This window comes from Paenibacillus sp. NPDC058898, from assembly GCF_049316025.1.
Classification (GTDB): Bacteria; Bacillota; Bacilli; order Paenibacillales; family Paenibacillaceae; genus Paenibacillus_AQ.
The window spans coordinates 167,453-189,353 of record NZ_JBMOSM010000001.1 but is presented as its reverse complement, the minus strand read 5'-3'; the positions used below and the strand labels follow the sequence as shown (position 1 = coordinate 189,353).

Below are 21,901 nucleotides of genomic sequence, written 5' to 3'. Positions count from 1 at the left end.
CTATATACCTTGCCCTAAGGGCAAAGTCTACAGCAAATTATGAGGAGGGGTTGGGTCTGCCAGTCCCACTATAAATGAGGAGTACCTTCCGGAATTGTACCGGTGTTAAGCCAATGTTCCACTACCCGATTAAACAGCGCCGGATCGGCAAGCGGTATGCCATGCCCAACTCCGAGAAAGATAATCCCGTCAGCGCTTTCGCTCATCTGCACGAGATCCTCAGCCGATTTCTTAACACTGCCTCTCTCCTTCTCCCCAACCGTAACCAATAGCTTCGTTGTTGATTCTTGAATCCTTGGAGAGATGGAATAGGACATATTCTCCTTCAGCACCGAAACCAGCATCTCCCGCTTCATACATAGAGTTTCCGTGTAATACTGTTCAAAATCAACCTCATTCACGTACAGCACGCTTGCCTGCCATCTGGAAAACCATCTGTATCTTGTTAACGGGAAGCTTAATCGAACAGAAGGTTCAATCAGCTTAAGCGCTGCCGGCATCGGCCTCAGCAATGCGCTGTTTACGATTGCGTAATCAATAAGGCTCGGTCGTTGACATATCATCTCCACGAGAATTTGCGCCCCTAGTGAAAATCCGAAAACAACAACCTCCCGTCCGTCAGCCTTAGTCGAAATGACCTCGTTAAGATGCTCCGCGGTGCGGCTTATGGAAAAAGGCGAATTGCCGGGGCTGCGCCCATGTCCAGGCAAGTCAGGAATCAGGCAGAAGCTGTCTTCAAAATAGGTAAGCTGCTTGTTCCACATCCAGCCGCTCACACCTCCGCCATGCAAAAAAACGATCATTCTTGCTGCCTTTTTGTTTCCGCTCTCCTTGATGTATAGATTCAGTCTCCTCATCCCCTGTCACATATATGTTTATACCATTATGAAATAAGAAGTATATATAATGATAGATTTATGTCTGATATAATTACAATAATTATACTTTAATTTAATCTAAAGTATAAGATAATGTGATTTCTTCTCAGATATTCAATCTCCCTAGACCAAAGTCGAGGCCAGGCTCCTTCCAAAGAGCCAGCTGAAACTCATTCTGCGGACCGTTCTTCCTTCTACCTCCATCGACTACCATTAAGTGGAAATGTAATATGATTGACAAGGAGAGGAACCCATGAAGCCAAATAAACAAAGCAAATCTAGAACCATTCGTGTACTAACAGCCTCCGTGCTGTCCGCTAGCCTGCTGGCTTTCCCTGCCGATATCTTTGCCGATACGGCAAAAACCGCCTCAGGTACAATCGCAACACAGCATGCGGGAACACCGATACTGAGCTCCAAAGAAGTCAAGGCGTTCACCGATGCCTATTTTGCCAAGCCTCATGTTTCGGACATGCTGGCTGGTGCGCTTGTTGTGATTGTAAAAGACGGCAAGGTGCTGCTGAATACGGGCTACGGCTATGCCGACCTTGAATCCAAGAAAAAGATTGATCCTGATCGAACCTTGTTCCGCATGGCCTCGATATCCAAATCGATAACCGCGACGGCGATCATGCAACTGGTAGAGGAGGGAAAAATCGACCTGAAGCAAGACATAACCGATTATATGCCAGATGTTAAAATCACCAACAACACCGGGAAGCCTGTCACCGTTGAGCATTTATTGACCCATACGACAGGCTTTGACTATACGGACAGCTCCTCGGTTCCGCCGCATATCGTTCAGAAGGGCGAGGTTCCGCTCGCCGACTTTATCCGGTTCAATGCGCCAGCTGTGGTTCGCACGCCCGGGGAGGTTTACCGGTATGATAATCTGGCCTCCTCCATGCAGGGCTACATTATCGAGCGGGTATCAGGGGAACCGTTTGAGGATTATGTAAAAAAGCATATTTTCACCCCGCTAAAAATGGAACACGCTGCATTTCGGATGGATGATGAAATCATCGCGAACCTTGCCACAGGCTACAATGCCGAACGTCATCCGTATAAACCATATCCGAACATACCTACTATCGCGCCGGAAGGCGGCATGTTTGCCAGCGGTACCGATATGGCCAATTTCATTACCGCCCACCTAAACAAAGGCCAGTTTGGATCTTCCCGCATCCTGAAGGAAGAAACGATGCGCTTGATGCATCAGACGCATTATGATGCAGCCGGCCTTCCGTTGATGTCATACGGTTTCGAGTCGTTTATGCACAGCAGCCACAACGGCCAAACCCTGATTGGCAAAGGTGGCGATTTGGATGGCTATCATTCCTGGCTTTGGCTCCTTCCCGACCAGAATGTCGGAGCCATGATTGTTGTTAACAGTGACGCGAGCACATCGATCCGAGCCGAATTTTTCACCGCATTCATGGATCATTTTTATCCGAAGAAACAGGTTCAGGAGAATGACTTCCTGCTCAATCAGGAGCAGCTCAAGAAATTCGAGGGCATATTCAGGAGCTTAAGAACACCGATTATCGCCACACAGGTGAAGGCTGGCCAAGGTGAGTTATTGGTCTTGGATGCATTGGGCGAACATAAACTCACGCCGGTGGGTCCGCTGCGTTTCGTGGATGAGAACGGTACGCCGGCCGCCTTCAAGGAAGATGATAACGGCAATGTGGCGTATATGTATTACACGGCGATAGACAGTATGTCCGAGAAGCTCGAGGAGCCTGCTGCTTACAACGACGTCCCGGAAGGGAGTCCTTATGCCAAGGATATCTACTTTGTTCAGTCCCTCAAGGCTTTTGACGAGAATGAGCAATCCAGCTTCCGACCGAATGAACCGATCACGCGGGCAGAGTTTGTCAGCGCGATCAGCCGACTGGCCGGGATGAAGCCTAGCGAAGGCACGAATTCATTTAAGGATATGCAAGGGCACCCACTCGCTGGTTATGTGCAGAATGTCGCGGACATGGGGGGCGTCACCGGCACGCCGACCCAGAACTTTGAACCCGATCAGCCAATCACGCGCCAAGAGGCTGCTGCTATAATATGGCGTGTGGCACACAACGCGCTTGGCGCCAAGGCGGTTCCAGCTAAACTCAGCTCAAAACCGGCTGCCTGGGCAGATGAAGCCGTACAGTTCATGGTCGGATCCGGGATGCATGGACCCGAGGTGACAAAAGACGCAAACGGGGCCGCGGATTACCGGCCGTCCGACAAACTTCTGCGCAAGGAAGCTGCCGCCATCTATGCGAGGCTGATTCAACAAGCTTTTGGTTTTTAATGAAGAAGGAGCCGTCCCAAAAGTAGATTTAGTTGCTTGACGTACAGCTCTCATAAACAAAAATGTGTCAAATAAAGCCATGGCGGTGCTCAGGATGTTATTCCCACACCGCTATGGCTTCTGTATTGACCATTGGCCGCTTTCTTTTTCTCCAGTACGTCTTTCATACCCTCGGAACGAAAGCGATTGATGGTGCGGAAATCCGGACGTTGTCTCCCGGCAATCCACATGAACATGATTTACCAAAGAACGGTTTCTTGCCCAGAACCATTCCAAGAAATGCGGGGACAACAGCGACGGGAGGAACGATTCGTACATGGACCGTCTTCTAACAGCAAGAAGGGGGCCTCCCGCAAGATCTAAGATCTTTTGGGACGGCCCCTTCTCGTCATTTCATTAAATCTATTGTGATCTGATTTATTCCAGCTTGAAGTTTCCAGAGCCTGTGCGAACCTTCAGCACTGCGTCGCCGCTGCCAAACGTTCCCTTCAGCCTGCCTTCGTCTTTTACCTCATATCGTATTCCGTCCCACTGTATGTTCCCATTACCGTACTTTCCTTGATAATCAACTTCCAGAGAGGAAGGTTCTTGAACCAGATCGATGGTCACGTTCCCGCTTCCAGCTTGCAGGTCGGTATCATAGATTAACCGCTCCGACTCCAGGCGTATGTTTCCAGAGCCCGCCTTTCCTTGGACAGCCGACTCCCCGTCCTTCAGTTCAACATAGCCGCTTCCATTTTTGAAATTCAGCGTTGTGGCATGATAGCGTTCCGCCGATATATTGCCAGATCCTGACTCTAACGCTAACGACTCGGCTTCAATCTCTTTAGCCTTGAGATTACCGCTGCTCGTATGCACCGTCAGCGAGCCTGCCTTCACATCCTGAACATTAACATTTCCGCTGCTTGCCTTGATCGTGACCTCATCTCCATGCATACTACCGATCTCGAGATTGCCGCTTCCACTTTCAATGTTTGCAGTTGCCCATTGCTTTTCCGGAAGCTCCACCGATAAATCGATATCCAGTATACGTATGCCAAACTGAATACCGTCAGGAACATCGACCCCGATCACCAGCGTATCGCCGTTTGGCTCGACCTTCAATTTCACTTGGTCTACATTTTTCGAGCTTACCTTTCCGTTCAGTCGAACCTTAATCTCGTCTGAATTTCCCTTAGTGACTTCAATGTCAGTGCTCCCAGTCTGTAGGGTCAAATCCCGAAAATCATTAGCGGCCACTATTTTCTCTTCATTAATTTTCTTGGTGTCAAAGGAAAATCCGAATTGAACATCCGAAAAAATGTTCATCGGGTTCATCGTAAAGAGCAACAGCAGTACGCCGGCCACTACGATCAATATACCTGTTTTCTTTTGCATAATGTGTTCCCATTCCTTCCGTCGTCCCTTTTTGTCTCTCTCTTCGCCGAATCCTGATGTCTTATTCAGTATAGCATCCATTTAGAGACTTGAGGATTGGTCCCGCGAATGAGATGGGAACCTCGACCTAAGTCCAGTATCGCTCACCTGCGGATTGGAACGCAAAAACAGCCAATCCGTACCCGGCTGGCTGTTCTCGTCTCTACCCCAACGCCACATCAAGAATCATCATCAATACGAAACCGAACATTAAACTCATAGACGCTAAATCCTTGTTACCTTTTTCTTGCGAGCTTGGAATGACCTCTTCGGCTACAACGAAAATCATAGCACCGGCCGCAAAACTCAATGCATAAGGCAGCATGGGTTCTATAAAGGCGACGGCTACTGCGCCGATTACCGCGGCAACCGGTTCCACCATACCCGAGAACTGTCCATAGAAAAAGCTCTTTCGCTGAGACATTCCGTCGCCTCGTAGGGGCATGGAAACTGCAACGCCCTCCGGGAAGTTTTGAATGCCGATTCCCAGAGCCAGCGTCAGAGCGCCTACCAGTGATGCTTCAGTCCCTCCATTAGCAAGTGCGCCAAATGCGATCCCGACCGCTAACCCTTCCGGAATGTTGTGAAGGGTAATGGCGAGTACCAGTAGAGTACTCCGTTTTCTGACTTTTGGATTATATCCTTCCGCTCCTCCGATCGGAGAATTGGGATGTAGATGGGGTAATACCTTATCGATTCCCCATATAAAGATTCCGCCTAATAAAAATCCGAAGGCAGCCGGAAACCAGTTCCCGATCGCATTGCCTTCTGACATCTCGATGGCTGGAGCCAATAAGGACCAGTAACTGGCCGCAATCATGACACCCCCAGCAAAACCCAACATACTATCCAGCAGGCGCTGGTTCAATGTTTTTGTAAAAAAAACAACAGCCGCCCCTAACGCCGTCATTCCCCAAGTAAACAAGGTGGCTAGTAATGCTTGGATAATGGGATTAAAATTCATAAAAAAATCTACCATTAAACAAGGACTCCTTTTATGAAAATAATATGATACAGATAATATCTCCTAATATAGACCTTACATACATTTAGCGATTATCCAGAGAGTGATCTAGAGTTTATGTACCCGCGGGAGATCGTTCTAATGCAGTCAGTGCAAATTATTATATATCATAAAGTGCAATTATGGTTGTTATTTATTTTCTGCAACTCTACAATTTACAATCTACTATTTCCTCCGCAACACTCACCTTTTGGTAAGTACCTGTACTAAAAGTGCATACTTACATCATCGCAGTAATCAATCTATACTCAAGAACATAAATCATGCTCTTAAGGAGGACAAATCTTTGAAAATTCTTGTTATCGTTACACACCCAAGTCTGGAAACCTCGGTCATAAATAAACGCTGGGTCGAAGAACTCCAAAAATATCCGGAGCGGTATACGGTTCACGAATTGCATAAAGTTTACCCTGATGAAAACATGGATGTACAAAAAGAACAGCAGCTCATTGAATCGCATAGCAATCTTATTTTACAATTTCCAATCTATTGGTTTAATTGCCCGCCCCTCCTCAAAAAATGGCTTGACGAGGTTTTCGCTTACGGGTGGGCTTACGGTTCTAATGGAGGCGATAAGTTAAAGAAGCGCAAAGTTGGATTAGCGGTTTCGGCTGGCATAAAAAAAGAAGATTATCGGGAAGACGGAAGGTATCGCTACACGCTTGCACAGATATTAACCCCTTTTGAAACGACCTTCCACTACTGCGAGGCAGATTATCGTTCGTTCTTTGCGTTTTACGGACAAGAGGCTGCTCCTGGCGGTAATGCGCCTGACATGGACCTTTCGCCTCCTTATGGCGCATTGGATACAAGTGCACAGGATTACTTAAAGTTCATAGATAACCTGTGATGCGTTAACTAAATGAAGCCGTTAAAAAAAGAAGTATTTCCTTGTTCAGGAAATACTTCTTTGAATATAACAAAGCCTCACGCTTCCAGCTGCACAGCTTCCAGCGCCGGCGGACTGTTTTGCTCTCCCCACTCGCACATCATATGTAACACAGGAATGAGGGAGATTCCGCGTTCCGACAAGGTGTATTCGACTTTGGGAGGGACCTGGGGATATTCCGTGCGAACGATTAGCCCATCTGCCTCCAGCTCCTTTAACATGACGCTTAACGTCTTAAAGGATATGGAACCAATGCTTCGCTTCAGCTCATTATGCCGCATAACCTTATTTTCAGACAGCCAATACAAGATGATCATTTTATATTTACCGCCGATCAAGGATAACGTATAACCAAAGCCGGTGTCTTGGGGTTTCACGCCAGTCGGAACACAGGTTTCAGTTTCGCGCATAAGTCACACTCTCCTTCTAATCTGTTCCATTTATCATGTACTGTTCATCTTAACATAAAAACAGTACTGGATCGCAAGGAGATGTATAGAACGACGAATCCCGCTGTCATGGTGATTATCCGGCCCAAACGTCTTTTACGTATTGTCCCGACGCTTCCAGCCCGGATAGCCAGGCGGCAGCTTCTTCTGCATTCACGCCATGTCGGTCCTGATAGGAACGGGTCAGCGTTTGTTCCACCTCCGGCGCCATCCGGGAGCCGTCGCCGCAAATGTACATTTGCGCTCCTGCCTCTAGCAGTGACAGCAAGAACGCTCCGTCTTGTGTCATTAAATGCTGGACATAGCATTTCTCCACACCGTCTACCCTCGAAAAAGCCGTATGCAGGGTGACCAGACCTTCTCTCTCTGCCTGCTCAAACTCCTCGCGGTAAAGATAGTCTTGCTCCGGATTCCGACAGCCGAAGTACAGATGCGCAGCACCCAGCTTCTGCCCAGCCTCTCGAAGCGCTTGTCTTGCCTGGATGAATCCCCTGAACGGAGCCACACCCGTGCCCGGTCCGATCATGATGATTGGCGTTGCCGGATCCTCCGGCAGCGCAAAGCCCGACTCCGGAGAACGAATGAACATCAGAACCTCCGAGCCCGTCTCTAATTGTTCCAGATAGTTGGAAGCCACGCCCCTGTATTCCCCTTGGCCGCTCAAAGCACTGCCCCGAACGACACTGACCGTAATGCTTGCCGTATTCCGGCTAACCTTCGGAGAGCTGGAAATCGAATAATATCTCGGCTTCAATGGAGGCAAGAGCTCAAGAAACCGTTCAAACGACAGCTCGCAGGCTTCATACCGCTCCAGCAGATCGAGCATGGTGATCCGTTTGGCCCGCACTTCAGCCTGATAGGTATCTTCCGAAAGCAGCTCTTGAAGCTCTTTCACATGCGGCGGACATACCGTACTAGCGGCCATCTCCCGAATCTGCGCTCTTGTGGCCGGCTCCTGCAGCTCCACGCTGCGGGACAGCAGGTCGTCCAGACGGACAGGAATGCCTGTCGGCAAATGCGCACCGCTTCTTCCTTCAGCAGACAAGATAAGGTGTGCCCCCGCGTCCAGTTTGAATCTTCGGAGAACTCGCTGAACCAGCGTCTTCGGATTGACCGGAAGCACTCCCAGATGATCTCCTTCACGATAATCCGTTCCGGCCGGCAGCGAGATTTCGATATGCTGCGTGATCCTTCCGCTGTCCGCATGCTGCAGATTGCGGGTGTGAGCAACGCGCCCGGTTACAGCCTGGTAGGTTTCTGCCAGAGGCACGGCGGCCGCTCCCTGCACGAACTGGACAGACAAGGTACTGCGCTTCAGCTCATTGACGGACATCAGAGGTAGACCTAGCGATTGCATCAGATCCGGCCATAAATGTTCTGTCCATTCATCGACTTCGCGCTCAAAGTCGCCGCTGGCATCACTCTCGCCGCGCGTGAGCAATCGCTGAGCCCCTTTGACAGCAAGCTGTTCGTCTATCAAACGAGGAATCCGCTGATAGGTGCTTGCCCAGTTGTGATCCCCGCAGCCGAATACGGCATATCGCACACCCTGGATTTCTGATTCAGCGGCATTCTCCAGCCATTCCGTAAATGCTTTTGCATTGGAAGGCGGCTGTCCGTTGTACGAGGCGGTTACAATGATGACGGCACCTTCCTTCGGAAGCCTTCCGGCATAATCGTCCAACGTACCTACCTGGCTGTCGAACCCTAGGTGCTTCGCAGCATCCGCCACCTCTCGGGCAATTCCCTCTGCCGTGCCCAAGTTAGACCCGTATAAAGCGAGCAGCGGTGTATGATGGGCATTGGTCGCCGTTTTATCTGGCGACTTGGGGAATTCCCGCTTCTCCAACTCGGGTGACACCGCCTTACCTGCTCCAGGAACCAAGAGTGCGGCCCCCTCTTGACGGCTTCGAACTTGAATATGAAACCCTTCCGGCTTCAAAGTTAGGGTTTCCTTAACCTTCAACTCATACGACTGGTTTTCGATCAATTTAAAATATTTGAGCACCAAACCAAGCACCAAGGTTGCCTCCTGCAGCGCAAACTGCTGCCCGATACATGCGCGTTGTCCGTTGCCAAACGGTTTGTAAGCGTCATGCGGCACCTTGCTGGGATCTTCGAAACGCTCCGGTCTGAACGTCTCCACGTCGTCTCCCCACACGCGGGAGTCTCGATGCAGTCCCGGAATCAGGACTGTTACGCTATCCCCCTTCTTGATCGGATAGGTTCCTCCGATCTCCGTATCTTCCTTGGCATATAACGAAAAAGCAGGTGCCGTTGGCCATAAGCGCAGCGACTCGCTGAGAACCATGCGGACGTATTTGAGCTCCCGAACTTGATTGTAAGTCGGCACGGGATCTTTCAGAACGCGGTCTACCTCGCTTACCGCTTTTTGCAATGTATCCGGATTTTTCAGCAAAAAATAAATGGCAAAGGATAGCAATCCGCTTGTCGTCTCATGCCCCGCGATAAGAAACGTAATCATCTGATATCGGATATTCTCCGAATCCAGGCGCTCGCCTGTATCCGGATCAACACCTTCCAGCATATGCGCAAGCAAGTCCCCTTCTTCCCCGCCATACTTTTTGCGATCTTGAATAAGCTCATCAACGAGCGAGAACATGTCCTGAACATCTTCCTGAAACTGCCGCTTCTTTTTAATCATAAACATGTCTTGTATGCCCAGACGGTGCAGCTGGTTCATGCCTTCATCGAGAGCCCGCACCATGCTGTCGATGAACGGATGATTGTCTTCCCGGTAGAAGCTGTTAAACCGGTAATTAAATCCGCACAGGCCGATGGTATCCAGCGTCAGGCGCGTCATGTCGGCAGGAACGTCCACGGTTTCGTCGGGGTTGAGCCGAGCCCATTTCTGGATAAGCTGCATGGCGATATCGACCATTTTCGTATGGTAGCCTTGCATCGCACGCTGGCTAAAGCTGGAGAGCAGGATGTTATGTGCTTTTTTCCAGTTGGGCTCATGTGTAGCGCTCGTAAACAATCCGTCACCTGCAAAAGTACGGACATTCTGAAGCGGCGCCCAGATACGTTTGTCAAAACGCTTCTCGTCACACGCGTCCTTGACATATTCATGGCCGGAGACATACAACTCCCTGCGTCCGCCCGGATACTGAAATTGAAATATCGGTCCGAGTTCCGAGGCGACCTTCACAAGCGATTGGACCGGAGCTGCGGAATCGAGCAGAGGCAGATTGCCCAGCGGTCCGTAAGTTTTAGGTTGAGGTACTTGCTTCGTATCTGACATTCGATCTCCCTCCATGATCCATTGTTTTCTTTAGAATGCGTCCCTTTGTTGGACGGGTGAATCCCCATGCAGTACTCAATGACCAATATCGTAATACGGTCATTTCAACATAAAAAAGGAGGATTGACGGCTGTATCGTTAGTTTCTACTTAACATGGCTGTCTTATCCTAGCCTATACCCTATCACGATATGTATCTCCAGCATATCAGCCGTAGGTCCTTTAGGACTATAAAACCAAATAAAATATCACCCTCCGACAAAAGCAATGTATTGAGAAAAAGCCGCGAATTTCGCGGCTTTCAATATATCCAATATTCAATTGGGCTTTTCACTCCGTCCACATATGTTCACATGATCCACTTAACAGGAGATACACCCCGCGAAATGCGTGCTCCGATCAGATTAACCGCCTTGCCTCAACTCTCTTCGATCGCTGTACAAACATCATATTGATAAATGTCGATATCCAGCGGCATTCCAAGCGCCATCTTTGCAAGTTGGCTTCCGATAAATGGCCCCATCGTTAGTCCCGACGCGCCCAGCCCGTTTGCCGTAATAAGGCCTTCCCAGCCAGGGACAGCACCTATAACCGGGAGAAATCCGGGTGTGAACGGACGAAACCCGACTCGTACTTCCTCAAATGTGCTGTCAGCCAAACCAGGCGCTAAGGCCAATCCTTTATTCAGGATTTCCTGCATACCGCCGGGTGTTACTCTCGTATCGTAGCCCTTGACTTCATTTTCGTGAGTCGCTCCGATCACAATCTTCTGGTTATCAAAAGAGAGCAAATATTGATCCGAAGGCGGCATGACGACCGGCCAGGCACCTGTATCTTGCTGGTCAGCCGCCTGCACATGCATGATTTGCGCTTTTTGAAAACGAACCTGAAAATGAATGCCTAATGGCTGAAGCAGTTGATTAGCCCATGCACCGGCACAAACAATGACTTCATCAGCCTCGAAGCTATCAGCTCCGACAGCTGCTCCGGTTACACGATTTGTTTGATATACCAATGCGGCATCCCCGTTTATAAGCTGGGCCCCGTTCCTCTGCGCAGACCGGATCAGCGCATCGCGCAGAGCACGACCGTCAATACGTGCGGCACCGCTAATATGAACGGAATGATAGCCTTTACCGAGCAAAGGAAAATGCTCATGGGTTTCTTCCTCATTCAGCCGGGTAATCTCACCGATTTCCGGAGCATCTGTTTTTCGAATATGAGCCCGTTCCTCCATCTTGCGGATTTTATCCAAATCCTCATGAATGCTAAGAGCGCCGACTTGGGCGTAGCCTGTTTCTGTCTCGCCTTCGCTGATGAGTTCTTTCACTAACTTAGGATAAAAACGCGCGCCCGCCTTGGCTAATTGGTACCACGCTTGATTCCGCCTTTGCGATAGCCAGGGGCAGATAATGCCTGCCGCGGCATCCGTAGCCTGTCCTTTATCTTTGCGGTCTATAATAAGAACTTCCGCTCCCATTTTTGCTAACTGATAAGCAGTCGATGCCCCCAGTATTCCCGATCCAATGACGATCACTTTCTTCATGCATGACATCCCTTTCCTTCAATCACTGTATCCATTATAGCGAATGCAGGAAAAAAGTATAACGCCCACCATCTAAGCGTTATACCAAAGAATACACAAAAAAGCCGCCAAATAGGCGACTTCACATCTATCCGATCTATGGTTGATCTGATCGGTTATTATTTTTCCATGACAGCAAAATAGTTTTCTTCATAATCCGCAAAGTTGAAAACTCTGCCGGAAGGCAAATTCACCACTTCGCCGACGGTGATATTATGGCTGGTTAAATGGCTGTGCAACGCATCGAAATTTTCCGTGAAAAACATTACAGAAGGTGTGCCCAAATTCATTCCAGGCGACATTTTGGCTACGAGCTCCTTGTCATGCAGAATGATGCTCGTTTCGGCTTCCTTCGTTGGAGCAATTTCAATCCATCTCATTTCACCGTTATTCTCTTCAGCTATGACTTGAAATCCTACCAATTCAGTCCAAAACTTCACGGCTTGATCCTGATTATTCACATACACCATAATTTGACCAACTTTACTAATCATCGATTGTTACACTCCTCGCCTAATTGACTGTTAAAACCAGCTTGTTTCTATGATTGTCTTTTCTCTTCAGATCTTAACATGCCAGATGCACTTATATTTCTTATCAATTGCTAATTTATATTAAATTACGGTTTATTTTTTTACTATACGCCACTTATCATTAGCTTGGGCAGTTGGTGCGGGCCATCGATCAATTTGCGGGAGCGTCAGCTGAGACGCTTTTCTTTTCCGCTTGATTGGATGATATCGAGCTCGATTTCGGATGTAACCCGATTATTGAGCAACCGCTTCAGCGGATTTATGGAACTGCGGCATATGCGAAAGGTTGAAGGCACTTCAGCTCTTTTGGAGGATGGAATCGCCACGCCGTTTTGACCGGCTACTGGAAGGGTTAGGTTTACTGGATGAACGTCTTAGTTGATATCACAACGAAATGTAAAAAAGCTGCCGCTAACTAATTAGCGGACAGCTTTTTTTGTAATTTCCTATTAAGGAACATATTCTAGCTAATTGATACTCCCATTCCTTCTTTGGGATAACGATCTTATTGTTTCTTATGTTTCTTGATGGCCATCAAGCTCAACGAACTTCGTTGCCACATTCTCGCAAAATGCACGATCATGCTCCACGAACAGAAGCGTCGGTGCATACTCGAGCAATAACTCTTCGATCTGCATGCGAGAGATCACATCGATAAAATTAAGCGGTTCATCCCAAATATGCAAATGTGCCTCCTCACTAAGACTTTTGGCGATCAGGACCTTCTTCTTCTGTCCCCCGCTATAAGTCGAAATATCCTTTTCGAATTGAAGCCTCGAGAAATCGAGCTTTCGCAATATGGATTTAAACAGGCTTTCATCAATCCCGCTGCTTATGGCATAATCCGTCAAGCTGCCTTGCAGGTAGGACGTGTCCTGAGATACATAGGATATCTTAAGCTGGTTATCCCTGTTGAACTGGCCTGTGTATTGCATCTCTTCTCCGCATATCAGCTTAAGGATACTGGATTTTCCAGAACCGTTTTTGCCCGAGAGGGCAACTCGGTCCCCTTTTTCAATCGTAAAACTCAAGTTTTCACACACCGTCTTGGAGCCGTATGAAATGGAGACATCCTCCAGCTGGACCAGTTGTTTTTTGTGATAATCCAGTTGGAACATCTGCAAATTCTCGGAGCTCTCGATATTTTTAAGGAGCTTCGATTTTTCCTCTATGGCGGACTGCTGTCGCTGCTCTAGGTTTTTGGAGCGCTTCATCATCTTAGCTGCCTTGTGGCCAATATAGCCTTTATCTACTTTGGAGCCTGAATTTCTGGTACCGTTCTTCGATTTCTCCACCTGATCCGACCAATTCCCCGTCCTTCTTGCAGAATCGGTTAAACGTTTAATATCTTTCCTCAGCTTCTCGTCACTCGCAAGCTCAAATTGATCCTGTCTCTTTTTATTTTCCCACCATGCGGAAAAATTGCCTTTTTGGATCTCGATATTGGTTTTATTGATGGACAGGATGTGGTCTACGCAATGATCCAAGAATGATCGATCGTGCGACACCAGAATAAATCCGCTTTTCTTGCTGAGGTAGTCGCTGACTAATTTTCTCGCATGCATATCCAGGTGATTGGTCGGTTCGTCAATCAAGAGGAAGCGATTTTCCTTGATAAACAACGCAGCCAGCATCACTTTGGTCTGTTCTCCGCTTGATAATGAGTCAAAAGGCCTGTACAGGACATCCTCCGAAACCTTTAACAAGTTAAGTTCGCGCACGATTTGCCAATGAACATACTCCGGATAGATCTCCTCGATGATGTCCAGAGTGAGATACTCCTTGTTCTCGACATGGTAAGGGAAATATTCGAAGCTCACGGAGGCCGAGATATTCCCGCTGTATTCATACTTGCCTAGCAGCAGATTGAGAAACGTGGTTTTCCCCCTGCCGTTTCTTCCGGTAAATCCTAATTTCCAATCGGTATCGATTTGAAAGCTCACTTGTTCGAATATCGGATCAAAACTGCTCTCATAAGCAAACGAAAGGTTTGAAACTTGGATTAATGACATTTTCTTCATTCCTCTACGGTAAAATTTCAGAACGAAAAAAAGCGCAAAAACACCAGAACCCGGTGCTTTCTACGCTTATCTTTGCCAACTATACCATAAAGAAACAAGCGACGATCAAGCTATCGCTAAACTTGCCTGCATATAAGTATAGAAGGATAAAGTTCCGGTATCTGATTGATTATGGTGTGAACCTTGTCTAATGCTTCCTAGTATCGACAGGTTCACATGAACATCTACAACATCTAATTCAGTCATCGCTTTATCCCTCCTTCATTCAATCCCGTTATTGTGCGAATATTATAAACTTAACATGAATGCCACCTATTGGTCAACCTGTATAGGGCAAGCGGCGGCTCGCCTACGTTTCCGTAAAAAAGATACAACTTAACGATCTTGCGCATTTCACTAGTTGCTGATAGGATATTTCGAGTGGTAGATGAAATGCCGCCTACATTTTGGTTGAAAAGCAGGTGACTTATTATGAATTTATTAAAAGAGTTTAAAACCTTTGCGCTTAAGGGTAATGTGCTCGATTTAGCCATTGGGGTTATCATTGGTGCTGCTTTCGGCAAAATCGTATCCTCCTTGGTGAGCGATATCATTATGCCGGTAATTGGCTTGCTCCTTGGCGGAGTCAATTTATCAGGACTCGATGCGACAATCGGAGATGCAACGCTGACGTATGGAGTTTTTCTGCAGACGGTCGTAGATTTCCTTATCGTCTCCTTCTCGATCTTCATGTTCATCCGTACGCTTAACCGCTTTAAACGCAAAGAAGATACTAAAGCTGAAGAACCACCGGCTCCATCGAAGGAAGAACTGTTGTTGACTGAAATTCGCGATTTGCTGAAACAACAAAATAAGGCTTCCGAATAATAATATGGAACTGATCCAGAGAGCGTGTTTTCGCAACGAGAACACGCTCTCTTTTTTTGCCTTCCTCCTGGTCCTTGCATGGGAATAACAAACGCCCGTCATATCGTTCTATTTATGTTCTATTGACAGATCATGCTAAATAGAATTATAATTCACACTAAACCTAGTAAAATAGTATAGTTTATAATATAGAGACAGAGCACCCACGCCGTATGGGCTGTCCAGAAAAAGGGAGATGTGCTATATGCCAAGTGTTCAAACGTTCAAAGCAACGGCCCATTTGCAAGAAGGGGTAAAAGTTGTTACTAATGTAAGGCAGTTCGAGTTAGTTATTGATGAGCCAAAAAGCCTTGGAGGTACGGATACCGGAATGAACCCCGTTGAAGCTCTGCTGGCCTCCCTGGGGGCATGCCAATCGATAGTGGCCCGTGTTTATGCTCCAAAATTCGATGTGATCCTTGAAGATTTCAGAGTTGATGTAGAAGGCGACCTTGACCTGGATGGATTCTTTAATCGCTCTGACGTACGCCCTGGATACTCCGATATTCGGTACACGTTCTACATCAAGACCCCTTCGTCCCCCGAGAAGGTTGAGCAGTTTGTTGAATTTCTGGAGAGTAAATGCCCTGTGGGCGATACGATAGCGGCGCCAGTAAATGTGAAGCTAAATCGCATCGTCATTGATAACGAAGTGGCTCATTCTTAATTAATCTACATATAAGGGCTGCCACGTTGCACCAAGCAACTTAGCAGCCCTTCATTTTTCATCGTTATGAAAGGCACTCATCCGGATATCATTAAGCGACGTATTGTCCGTGGATAGTAAAATAACAATACAAAAAAGCCGCAATCCTGCGGCTTTTATCTAGAACCTATACCCGATGCGGATAACCGGGTAGCTTTTACGATATAGGAAGCCAATCCTGGAATCATCCGGGCGATACCTGGATAGAAGCGATTGGTTTTGGCGAAAGCCATGTTCTGAATTCTCCTTGCTCTTCTGAGAAGCTCCGTAAACGTACGATTGGCTTCGAGTGTATACTGATTTCGCCAATGTTCGAAGTTTATTTCTCCCTTTAAATAGGAGTCGGTCCAACGAGCGCATATCAGCGAGGACCGAAGAGCAACCGACATCCCGTCCCCGCACAGCGGTGGGAGCATCAGCATGGCATCGCCGATGTGAGGATATTCCGACCATGGATGCGGTGTATGGGATAAACGAAGAGGGGCAATCGATACCTGCGTTCCCGAAACAGGCTCCCCTTCAGCCATCCGTTCGGCCAACCTTTTGTTTGTGCGTGAAGCGGCTCGGAGAATTTCAGGCACCGATTTGCCGCTGCCCTGCACTGAATTCAAGGTCAGCAACGCAGCCACATTAACCGTCCCATTTTCAATCGGCGAGATTCCGACATAACCCCCTTCGCAAAAATACAGCTCAACCCGGGAAGGTATCGTAATGCCGCTAAAATGCGATTTCACACCAACATATACGGTATCATCCCGATACTCCTCGGCAGGGGAAACGCCGCGCGGCCTTTTCGTACCGTATGCACCAATGACGGCCCTTGCCTCATATCGAACGCGCTCTTTCCCTTGCCTTACATCGACTTCATACCGATGATCACCGAGCTTCTGAATATCGGTCACGGTTGTTCCCGTGACAACTTCCGCTCCCGCGGCCAGTGCATTCTCATGTAGGAGGCGATCCAGCTCATAGCGGCTGATGCCTGTGGCCTGTCCCGGTAACGGAGCGGTAATTTCACCGCCGTGTGACATCACAATTTTGGCATGATCCATGGAACTAGGCTCAATCTCTTCGCCCAATAGATGGACCCCCAAATAATCCAGCATCTCTTTGGTCTCCGGAGACATGAATTCACCGCAGGTTTTGTGGCGTGGAAATGATTGCCGATCCAGCAATATCGTACGATACCCTTGCTTTGCAAGCTGTAGTGCACAGCTGGTACCGGCAACACCCGCTCCGATAACAATAACATCCGCTTGCTTTGACATATATGACCACCTGCCTTATAGCTTGCCTGAAGAACATTGGCTTGTTAACAAGTAGAGGACTAAGGAGCCCGATGGTTCGGGATAACAACGGAATAGCGGAACAGCGGCTTCCATTCATAGGTCATGGTGTCGTGATTGAGCTGCTTTTTCAGCTCTCTCCAATCTCTCCCTTTAAATCCCTTAGCAACCGATAACGGACCATCATGGCGAATATAACGATTGCGGGAAATGATGCGCGTCGTAAGCCAGACTGCCGTGTAGGGTACCGGATGCCGATGAATATCATTGATCACGACCCCGTAAATAGAGGTCCGCAGCATATGCGTCACCATGTCCACCAGCTGCTCGCCCTGGAAATGATGGATGAACTGGGAACCAGTCACAATATCTGCCGATGCATCGGGTAACTCTTTAACATCGGCACGTCGAACTTGAACCCTCGGCTCGTTTCGAAACAGTCGTCTAGCCTCATCGCATGCTTCTTCCGTCATATCGACCAAGGTAATATTCAGCTGGATGCCTCTTTGATTCGACCATTGCAGCAGCTTCTGGTTTACATCGCCTGAACCGGCCCCTACGTCCATGATGCTAAGGGTCCTCGGGCTGCCCATCGATTTCCAAAGCTTCTCCACGCCGTCCAGGGTAGGTCCCGGTGCAGCAAAGATTCGATTCAGCCGCCTTAAATGCTTTAGCGCTTCGCTCAGCTCTTCTCCTCCCATGGAGAAGTCATCCATAAGCTCATCTTCCTCCGCCCGGATGGACAGGGTTCTAAAGAAGGACATGGTCCTGCTCCTTAACCGATGACGCATGAGCCTTCACATAGGTAAAGCGCATAAGCTCCGCTGTCAGGCCCGGCCCGAAGGCCATGGCGACCCCTTCCGTGGAAGCTTTATTCATCTCTTGCATCTTCTTGCGCATCGCACTCAGCACAAACAAAATGGTCACGGAGGAGAGATTCCCTGCCGTTCTTAAGATGTCCCGGCTGTATTTGGTTTGTTCATCGGTCAGGCCCATAACTTCCTGCACCGAATCCACGATGCCCCGTCCGCCAGGATGGATGGCCCACAATTCCGGCAGCTTATCGCCCTTCAGCAGAACACGCAGTTCTTCCTCCAGGTGAATACCGAGAAGCTTGGGAATACGCGGTGATAAAAAAAGATCAAAGCCTGTGTTGCCTACCTCCCATGTCATATCCTCCGTGGAATCCGGCAGCAGGACCGAATAACCCGAGCCAAGCTCCAAATAATGCCGATGATCCGTTGCCGGATGACCGATGACACAAGATGAGGCTCCATCACCGAAAAACGAGGCTGCAAACAGTGCCTCCCTCTCCTTGACCGGTTGAAAATGAAGAGTGCAAAGCTCCACGCACACAATCAATACTTGCGACCCCGGCGCCCCTATGACAACATCCCGCGCCATTTGAATCGCTTTAAGGCCGGCAGCACATCCCTGGAATATCAATGGCAGGCGATTAACCCGTCGAGAAAGCCCCAAATGACGGATCAACAGTACATCCATACCGGGCTGGTATTGACCTGTGCAGCTGACCGTAATGAGATGCGTGATTCGATCCGGCGACATACCTGCATCCTTCAAGGCCTGCTCGGCTGCTTCTATGCCAAGCGGGAGGCCCTCTCGTTTGTATGTATCCATTCGTTCCTTGGTTGTAGGGATCTCTGACTCGTCATGAGAAGGCAAATAGCGGCACTCTTCCAATGGACCAACGTAATTGGGTTCGCAGGTATAACGAGTTTCGACACCGCAGGATCTAAATACTCTTCGAGCAAAACGGGCCAGATCAGGTTTATCCTGCAGCGTAGAGGCAATTAATGCCGCGATATCCGACTGTGCCATCGAATGTGCCGGCAATGCCGTCCCCATCCCGAGAATCGCAACATCGGACATACCGTTTGTATGTTTCATGCTAACCTCCTGTATCGTCTTGGAATTATACATGATTACCCTTTCCTGGGTATTTTGAATTCGTCCTAAGACTTACTTTTGAGATTAGGATAACCCAAACTTAGCAAATTATATCCAATTCACACCGAAGACTTAATCCGCATGTCCGTAGTCGCAAAAAAACCACGATGAACGTGGTTTCCTGGGCTAACTATTATTATCACATCACGTAAAAGAAAACGCGATGGCCGTTGATCCTGAACGCGGATCCTGAGAGGATGTGATATTCCCCCATTCCATCTGGTATTCCACATATGGATAAGGACGTTCCTGCTCATAGTTAGGCATTAAACATAAAGCCCTCTCAAGCATGTTCCTATGCTTCTCGTACCTTCTCCGCTCGCCTTCCACGGTCCAGTTATCCCACGAAGTCGGAAATTGCTCCCCCTGAACGGACAATTCTACCGCATATAGCTTACCTGCATGAAAGCATATGGACACAAATACCGATTCATCCATCAACGGAACCTCGTTAAAATAAAACCACTCATAGCCATTCCCCATGGAGCGGGCAGAGTGAAAATACAGGGTATAAAGTTTGGATGCACATAATGAATCTTCGGTTAAACCGGGGTGGATGGCCCGTTCTCCATTAACAACAAGCTCACCTGCAGTCCAACTGCTGCTGCACATCATTCAAACACTCCTTTCGATCATCCTATACTCCTTCCTACTCGCCAAGTTCACCTTCATTAAACTGACTTCCCGGAATTTCTGCATCGGCAAGAAGGACCCATTGGTTTACTTCATCGTAACCGGATACCTCGGCAATGACCCGATAACGAGGGTACATCCATTCAGCAGGGGCCCGCAATTTCAGAGCGGTCGTGTCCGTCAAGCCTACGGCCCCCGGTTCCAACAAGTTAATTAATGTGCCTTGCGGAAAAAAGGCCTCGATGAATCCTTCCACTTTAGCGCCGACTGGAAATAAAAGTTGAGTCCGATGCCATACCTCCATATCAGCCTCCAGTTGTTCCATCCAAAGCTCCTCGAATTCCGCTTGACTGATTTCGGTATAATAAGGTTCCTCTGGATTAAGAGGGTGCTCCGCAAGCATGAAATGAGAGGAATCGTGCTTCCGATTGGATGTAATGCAGCTGCCGTTCTCATTAACCACGATCTGCCTATAAGCCGTGCCATTGTTATCAATTTCAAAGTACCAGGTTCCCATCCCCGGCTCCTGAACATCTTTTAGATATTTTATAATCGTCAACTCCTACATTTCGGAAGCGGCTCGCGTTGTGTCCTTTACGGAGTGCTCCTTCATGATTCAAATTCCTGCCGATCTATTTGTTCCATTATCAAGCGCTAGGTTTATTTTACCATAGACAGCCACTTGGTGTTGTGCCTTAGAATACAAAACAAGCCCGATTGCAACAGCAATCAGGCTTGCGATCTACACATTATTTTCCGGGCATCGTTTTTACTTGCGCGCTGAACTGCTGCTCAAATTCCTTTATCGAGATGACCTTTCCATCCACTCTCGACTGCTCAGCGGCAAACGCCATGAGATGACTTTGAACGGAACGACTAGCCGAAGTAAGTCCTTGATGGTTTCCTCCTGTCTGCACCAGCCTCAGAAAATCCTTGATCAGGCCCATATCACCGCCTCCGTGCCCGACATGCCCGCCCCTATCTGCAAAAGATATTCGCTCGATCTTGCCGCTGCCAAAGTGAATGATCTCAATTTCATTCTTCTCCATGGCTCCGCGGATTTCCCCGCGGGTTCCCATCAGCTTGATCGTGCGGCTGACATCTCGCGTAAACGCACTCATCGTAAACGCAACCGTTACGTTATTGGCAAATTCCAAATTGACGACCTGATGGTCCACAACATCATTATCGCAATGATATACGCAGCGGCCATATGGCCCCTCCAGCAATGCCTTATAACGGGCTTCATAACTCATATCATCACTGATCGCCGACGTTGGCCAATTCATATCCTCTGTCAAATATAGATCAGGCGCATAATAGAGGCACTGATCCGAGACCGGGCATCCGTCCAAACAGCGTTTAGGTGCGCCTTCCGGTGCTTGTTCAGCCGTAAAATGGCTCAGCGAGCCGAAAGAGGATACCCGAAGGCAATCGGAATCGGCAAGCCAGAGCAAAATATCGAGATCATGACAGGACTTGGCGAGAATCATCGGACTGGAATCTTCCTTACGACGCCAATTCCCCCGCACAAAACTGTGCGCCTGATGCCAATAGCCCACGTTCTCGTTATGCTGGATCGACATCAATTGGCCAATGGTCTCACGCTCCAGCAGTTCCTTTAAAGTTGTGAAAAACGGCGTATACCGCAGCACGTGACAGATCGAAAACACCAGTCCGGCCTGCGAAGCCATCTCACCCATCTTGATGCACTCTTCGGGATCCGGTGACATCGGCTTCTCCAGCAGCACATGGTAACCGGCTTCAAGCGCCCGCATCGTCGGCTCAAAGTGCTGCTTATCCTGGGTGCATATCAGTACCGCGTCCGCGAGTTTGGGCCCTGCAAAGAAATCATTCCAATGCTCGAAGCACGATGCATCTTCAAGGCCATGCCTAGCTTTAAACTGTTCCCTCCGCTGCTGATTCGGTTCCGTGACGGCAACCACCTCAAGCTCATGAGGGTGCATCAGGGCATATTCCATATAATTGATGCCTCGCAGTCCTGCTCCGATAAGGGCAACCTTAACCTTATTCATCCAACTCT

The 21,901-nt window shown here is 48.4% G+C and carries 21 protein-coding genes; 6 read left to right on the top strand and 15 right to left on the bottom strand.

Going from position 1 to position 21,901, the window contains the following annotated elements; translation table 11 throughout:
• Nucleotides 1-68 precede the first annotated feature (68 nt).
• Nucleotides 69-803 (bottom strand): alpha/beta fold hydrolase, encoded by a 735-nt coding sequence (locus tag ACOZB4_RS00750; protein ID WP_379409031.1) that lies wholly within the window; start codon nt 801-803, stop codon nt 69-71.
• A 328-nt stretch (nt 804-1,131) separates the two neighbouring features.
• Here ACOZB4_RS00750 and ACOZB4_RS00745 point away from each other — a divergent pair, with 328 nt between their 5' ends.
• Both ACOZB4_RS00745 and ACOZB4_RS00740 read left to right on the top strand, forming a co-directional pair.
• Complete coding sequence (locus ACOZB4_RS00745; RefSeq protein ID WP_379409033.1) at nt 1,132-3,177, top strand: serine hydrolase; 2,046 nt, start codon at nt 1,132-1,134, stop codon at nt 3,175-3,177.
• Nucleotides 3,178-3,290: 113 nt separating this feature from the next.
• Nucleotides 3,291-3,509: a hypothetical protein gene (locus tag ACOZB4_RS00740; protein ID WP_422759446.1), complete on the top strand. Its 219-nt coding sequence runs from the start codon at nt 3,291-3,293 to the stop codon at nt 3,507-3,509.
• Nucleotides 3,510-3,594: 85 nt separating this feature from the next.
• Here ACOZB4_RS00740 and ACOZB4_RS00735 read toward each other — a convergent pair whose 3' ends face one another.
• On the bottom strand, nt 3,595-4,554 hold the full coding sequence (locus tag ACOZB4_RS00735) for a DUF4097 family beta strand repeat-containing protein (RefSeq protein WP_379409038.1): 960 nt from the start codon (nt 4,552-4,554) through the stop codon (nt 3,595-3,597).
• A 202-nt stretch (nt 4,555-4,756) separates the two neighbouring features.
• Nucleotides 4,757-5,572 carry a ZIP family metal transporter gene (locus ACOZB4_RS00730; RefSeq protein WP_339273047.1) on the bottom strand — a complete coding sequence of 272 codons (816 nt, stop codon included), beginning with the start codon at nt 5,570-5,572 and terminating at the stop codon, nt 4,757-4,759.
• Nucleotides 5,573-5,903: 331 nt separating this feature from the next.
• Here ACOZB4_RS00730 and ACOZB4_RS00725 point away from each other — a divergent pair, with 331 nt between their 5' ends.
• The gene (locus ACOZB4_RS00725; RefSeq protein ID WP_379409046.1) at nt 5,904-6,467 is read left to right on the top strand and encodes an NAD(P)H-dependent oxidoreductase; all 564 of its coding nucleotides are present in this window, start codon (nt 5,904-5,906) and stop codon (nt 6,465-6,467) included.
• A 77-nt stretch (nt 6,468-6,544) separates the two neighbouring features.
• Here the strand turns inward: ACOZB4_RS00725 and ACOZB4_RS00720 are convergent, their stop codons facing one another.
• The 4 genes from ACOZB4_RS00720 to ACOZB4_RS00705 form a co-directional block, all read right to left on the bottom strand.
• Nucleotides 6,545-6,916, bottom strand: a complete 372-nt coding sequence (locus tag ACOZB4_RS00720; protein WP_379409050.1) for a winged helix-turn-helix transcriptional regulator — start codon at nt 6,914-6,916, stop codon at nt 6,545-6,547.
• Nucleotides 6,917-7,031: 115 nt separating this feature from the next.
• Nucleotides 7,032-10,220, bottom strand: a complete 3,189-nt coding sequence (locus tag ACOZB4_RS00715) for a bifunctional cytochrome P450/NADPH--P450 reductase (RefSeq protein WP_379409054.1) — start codon at nt 10,218-10,220, stop codon at nt 7,032-7,034.
• A 417-nt stretch (nt 10,221-10,637) separates the two neighbouring features.
• Nucleotides 10,638-11,765 (bottom strand): NAD(P)/FAD-dependent oxidoreductase, encoded by a 1,128-nt coding sequence (locus ACOZB4_RS00710; RefSeq protein ID WP_379409057.1) that lies wholly within the window; start codon nt 11,763-11,765, stop codon nt 10,638-10,640.
• A 158-nt stretch (nt 11,766-11,923) separates the two neighbouring features.
• A complete protein-coding gene (locus ACOZB4_RS00705; RefSeq protein WP_379409059.1) occupies nt 11,924-12,298 on the bottom strand; it encodes a VOC family protein in 375 nt (124 codons plus the stop codon).
• A gap of 165 nt (nt 12,299-12,463) precedes the next feature.
• Between ACOZB4_RS00705 and ACOZB4_RS00700 the strand changes: the two genes are divergently transcribed.
• Nucleotides 12,464-12,673: a DUF1796 family putative cysteine peptidase gene (locus ACOZB4_RS00700; RefSeq protein WP_379409062.1), complete on the top strand. Its 210-nt coding sequence runs from the start codon at nt 12,464-12,466 to the stop codon at nt 12,671-12,673.
• Nucleotides 12,674-12,852: 179 nt separating this feature from the next.
• Here ACOZB4_RS00700 and ACOZB4_RS00695 read toward each other — a convergent pair whose 3' ends face one another.
• Together ACOZB4_RS00695 and ACOZB4_RS00690 are read right to left on the bottom strand one after the other, a co-directional pair.
• Nucleotides 12,853-14,349, bottom strand: a complete 1,497-nt coding sequence (locus ACOZB4_RS00695; RefSeq protein ID WP_379409066.1) for an Lsa family ABC-F type ribosomal protection protein — start codon at nt 14,347-14,349, stop codon at nt 12,853-12,855.
• 114 nt (nt 14,350-14,463) lie between these two features.
• Complete coding sequence (locus ACOZB4_RS00690; protein ID WP_179090642.1) at nt 14,464-14,604, bottom strand: hypothetical protein; 141 nt, start codon at nt 14,602-14,604, stop codon at nt 14,464-14,466.
• Nucleotides 14,605-14,829: 225 nt separating this feature from the next.
• Between ACOZB4_RS00690 and mscL the strand changes: the two genes are divergently transcribed.
• Both mscL and ACOZB4_RS00680 read left to right on the top strand, forming a co-directional pair.
• Nucleotides 14,830-15,225, top strand: coding sequence for a large conductance mechanosensitive channel protein MscL (gene mscL, locus ACOZB4_RS00685; RefSeq protein ID WP_098744118.1), 396 nt, complete (start codon nt 14,830-14,832; stop codon nt 15,223-15,225).
• A gap of 244 nt (nt 15,226-15,469) precedes the next feature.
• Nucleotides 15,470-15,931 carry an OsmC family protein gene (locus tag ACOZB4_RS00680; RefSeq protein WP_379409075.1) on the top strand — a complete coding sequence of 154 codons (462 nt, stop codon included), beginning with the start codon at nt 15,470-15,472 and terminating at the stop codon, nt 15,929-15,931.
• Between the two features lie 155 nt (nt 15,932-16,086).
• Here the strand turns inward: ACOZB4_RS00680 and ACOZB4_RS00675 are convergent, their stop codons facing one another.
• The 6 genes from ACOZB4_RS00675 to ACOZB4_RS00650 form a co-directional block, all read right to left on the bottom strand.
• A complete protein-coding gene (locus tag ACOZB4_RS00675; protein WP_379409078.1) occupies nt 16,087-17,238 on the bottom strand; it encodes an NAD(P)/FAD-dependent oxidoreductase in 1,152 nt (383 codons plus the stop codon).
• 59 nt (nt 17,239-17,297) lie between these two features.
• Entirely contained in the window at nt 17,298-18,020 is a 723-nt protein-coding gene (locus tag ACOZB4_RS00670) for a methyltransferase domain-containing protein (protein WP_379409081.1), read from the bottom strand.
• Nucleotides 18,007-19,164: a type III polyketide synthase gene (locus tag ACOZB4_RS00665; protein WP_379409084.1), complete on the bottom strand. Its 1,158-nt coding sequence runs from the start codon at nt 19,162-19,164 to the stop codon at nt 18,007-18,009. The genes ACOZB4_RS00670 and ACOZB4_RS00665 overlap by 14 nt, the downstream gene beginning before the upstream one ends.
• A 204-nt stretch (nt 19,165-19,368) precedes the next feature.
• Nucleotides 19,369-19,839: a hypothetical protein gene (locus ACOZB4_RS00660; RefSeq protein WP_379409086.1), complete on the bottom strand. Its 471-nt coding sequence runs from the start codon at nt 19,837-19,839 to the stop codon at nt 19,369-19,371.
• 34 nt (nt 19,840-19,873) lie between these two features.
• Nucleotides 19,874-20,416, bottom strand: a complete 543-nt coding sequence (locus ACOZB4_RS00655) for a hypothetical protein (RefSeq protein WP_379409088.1) — start codon at nt 20,414-20,416, stop codon at nt 19,874-19,876.
• A gap of 190 nt (nt 20,417-20,606) precedes the next feature.
• Nucleotides 20,607-21,893, bottom strand: coding sequence for a Gfo/Idh/MocA family protein (locus ACOZB4_RS00650; protein WP_379409091.1), 1,287 nt, complete (start codon nt 21,891-21,893; stop codon nt 20,607-20,609).
• Between the last annotated feature and the right edge of the window lie 8 nt (nt 21,894-21,901).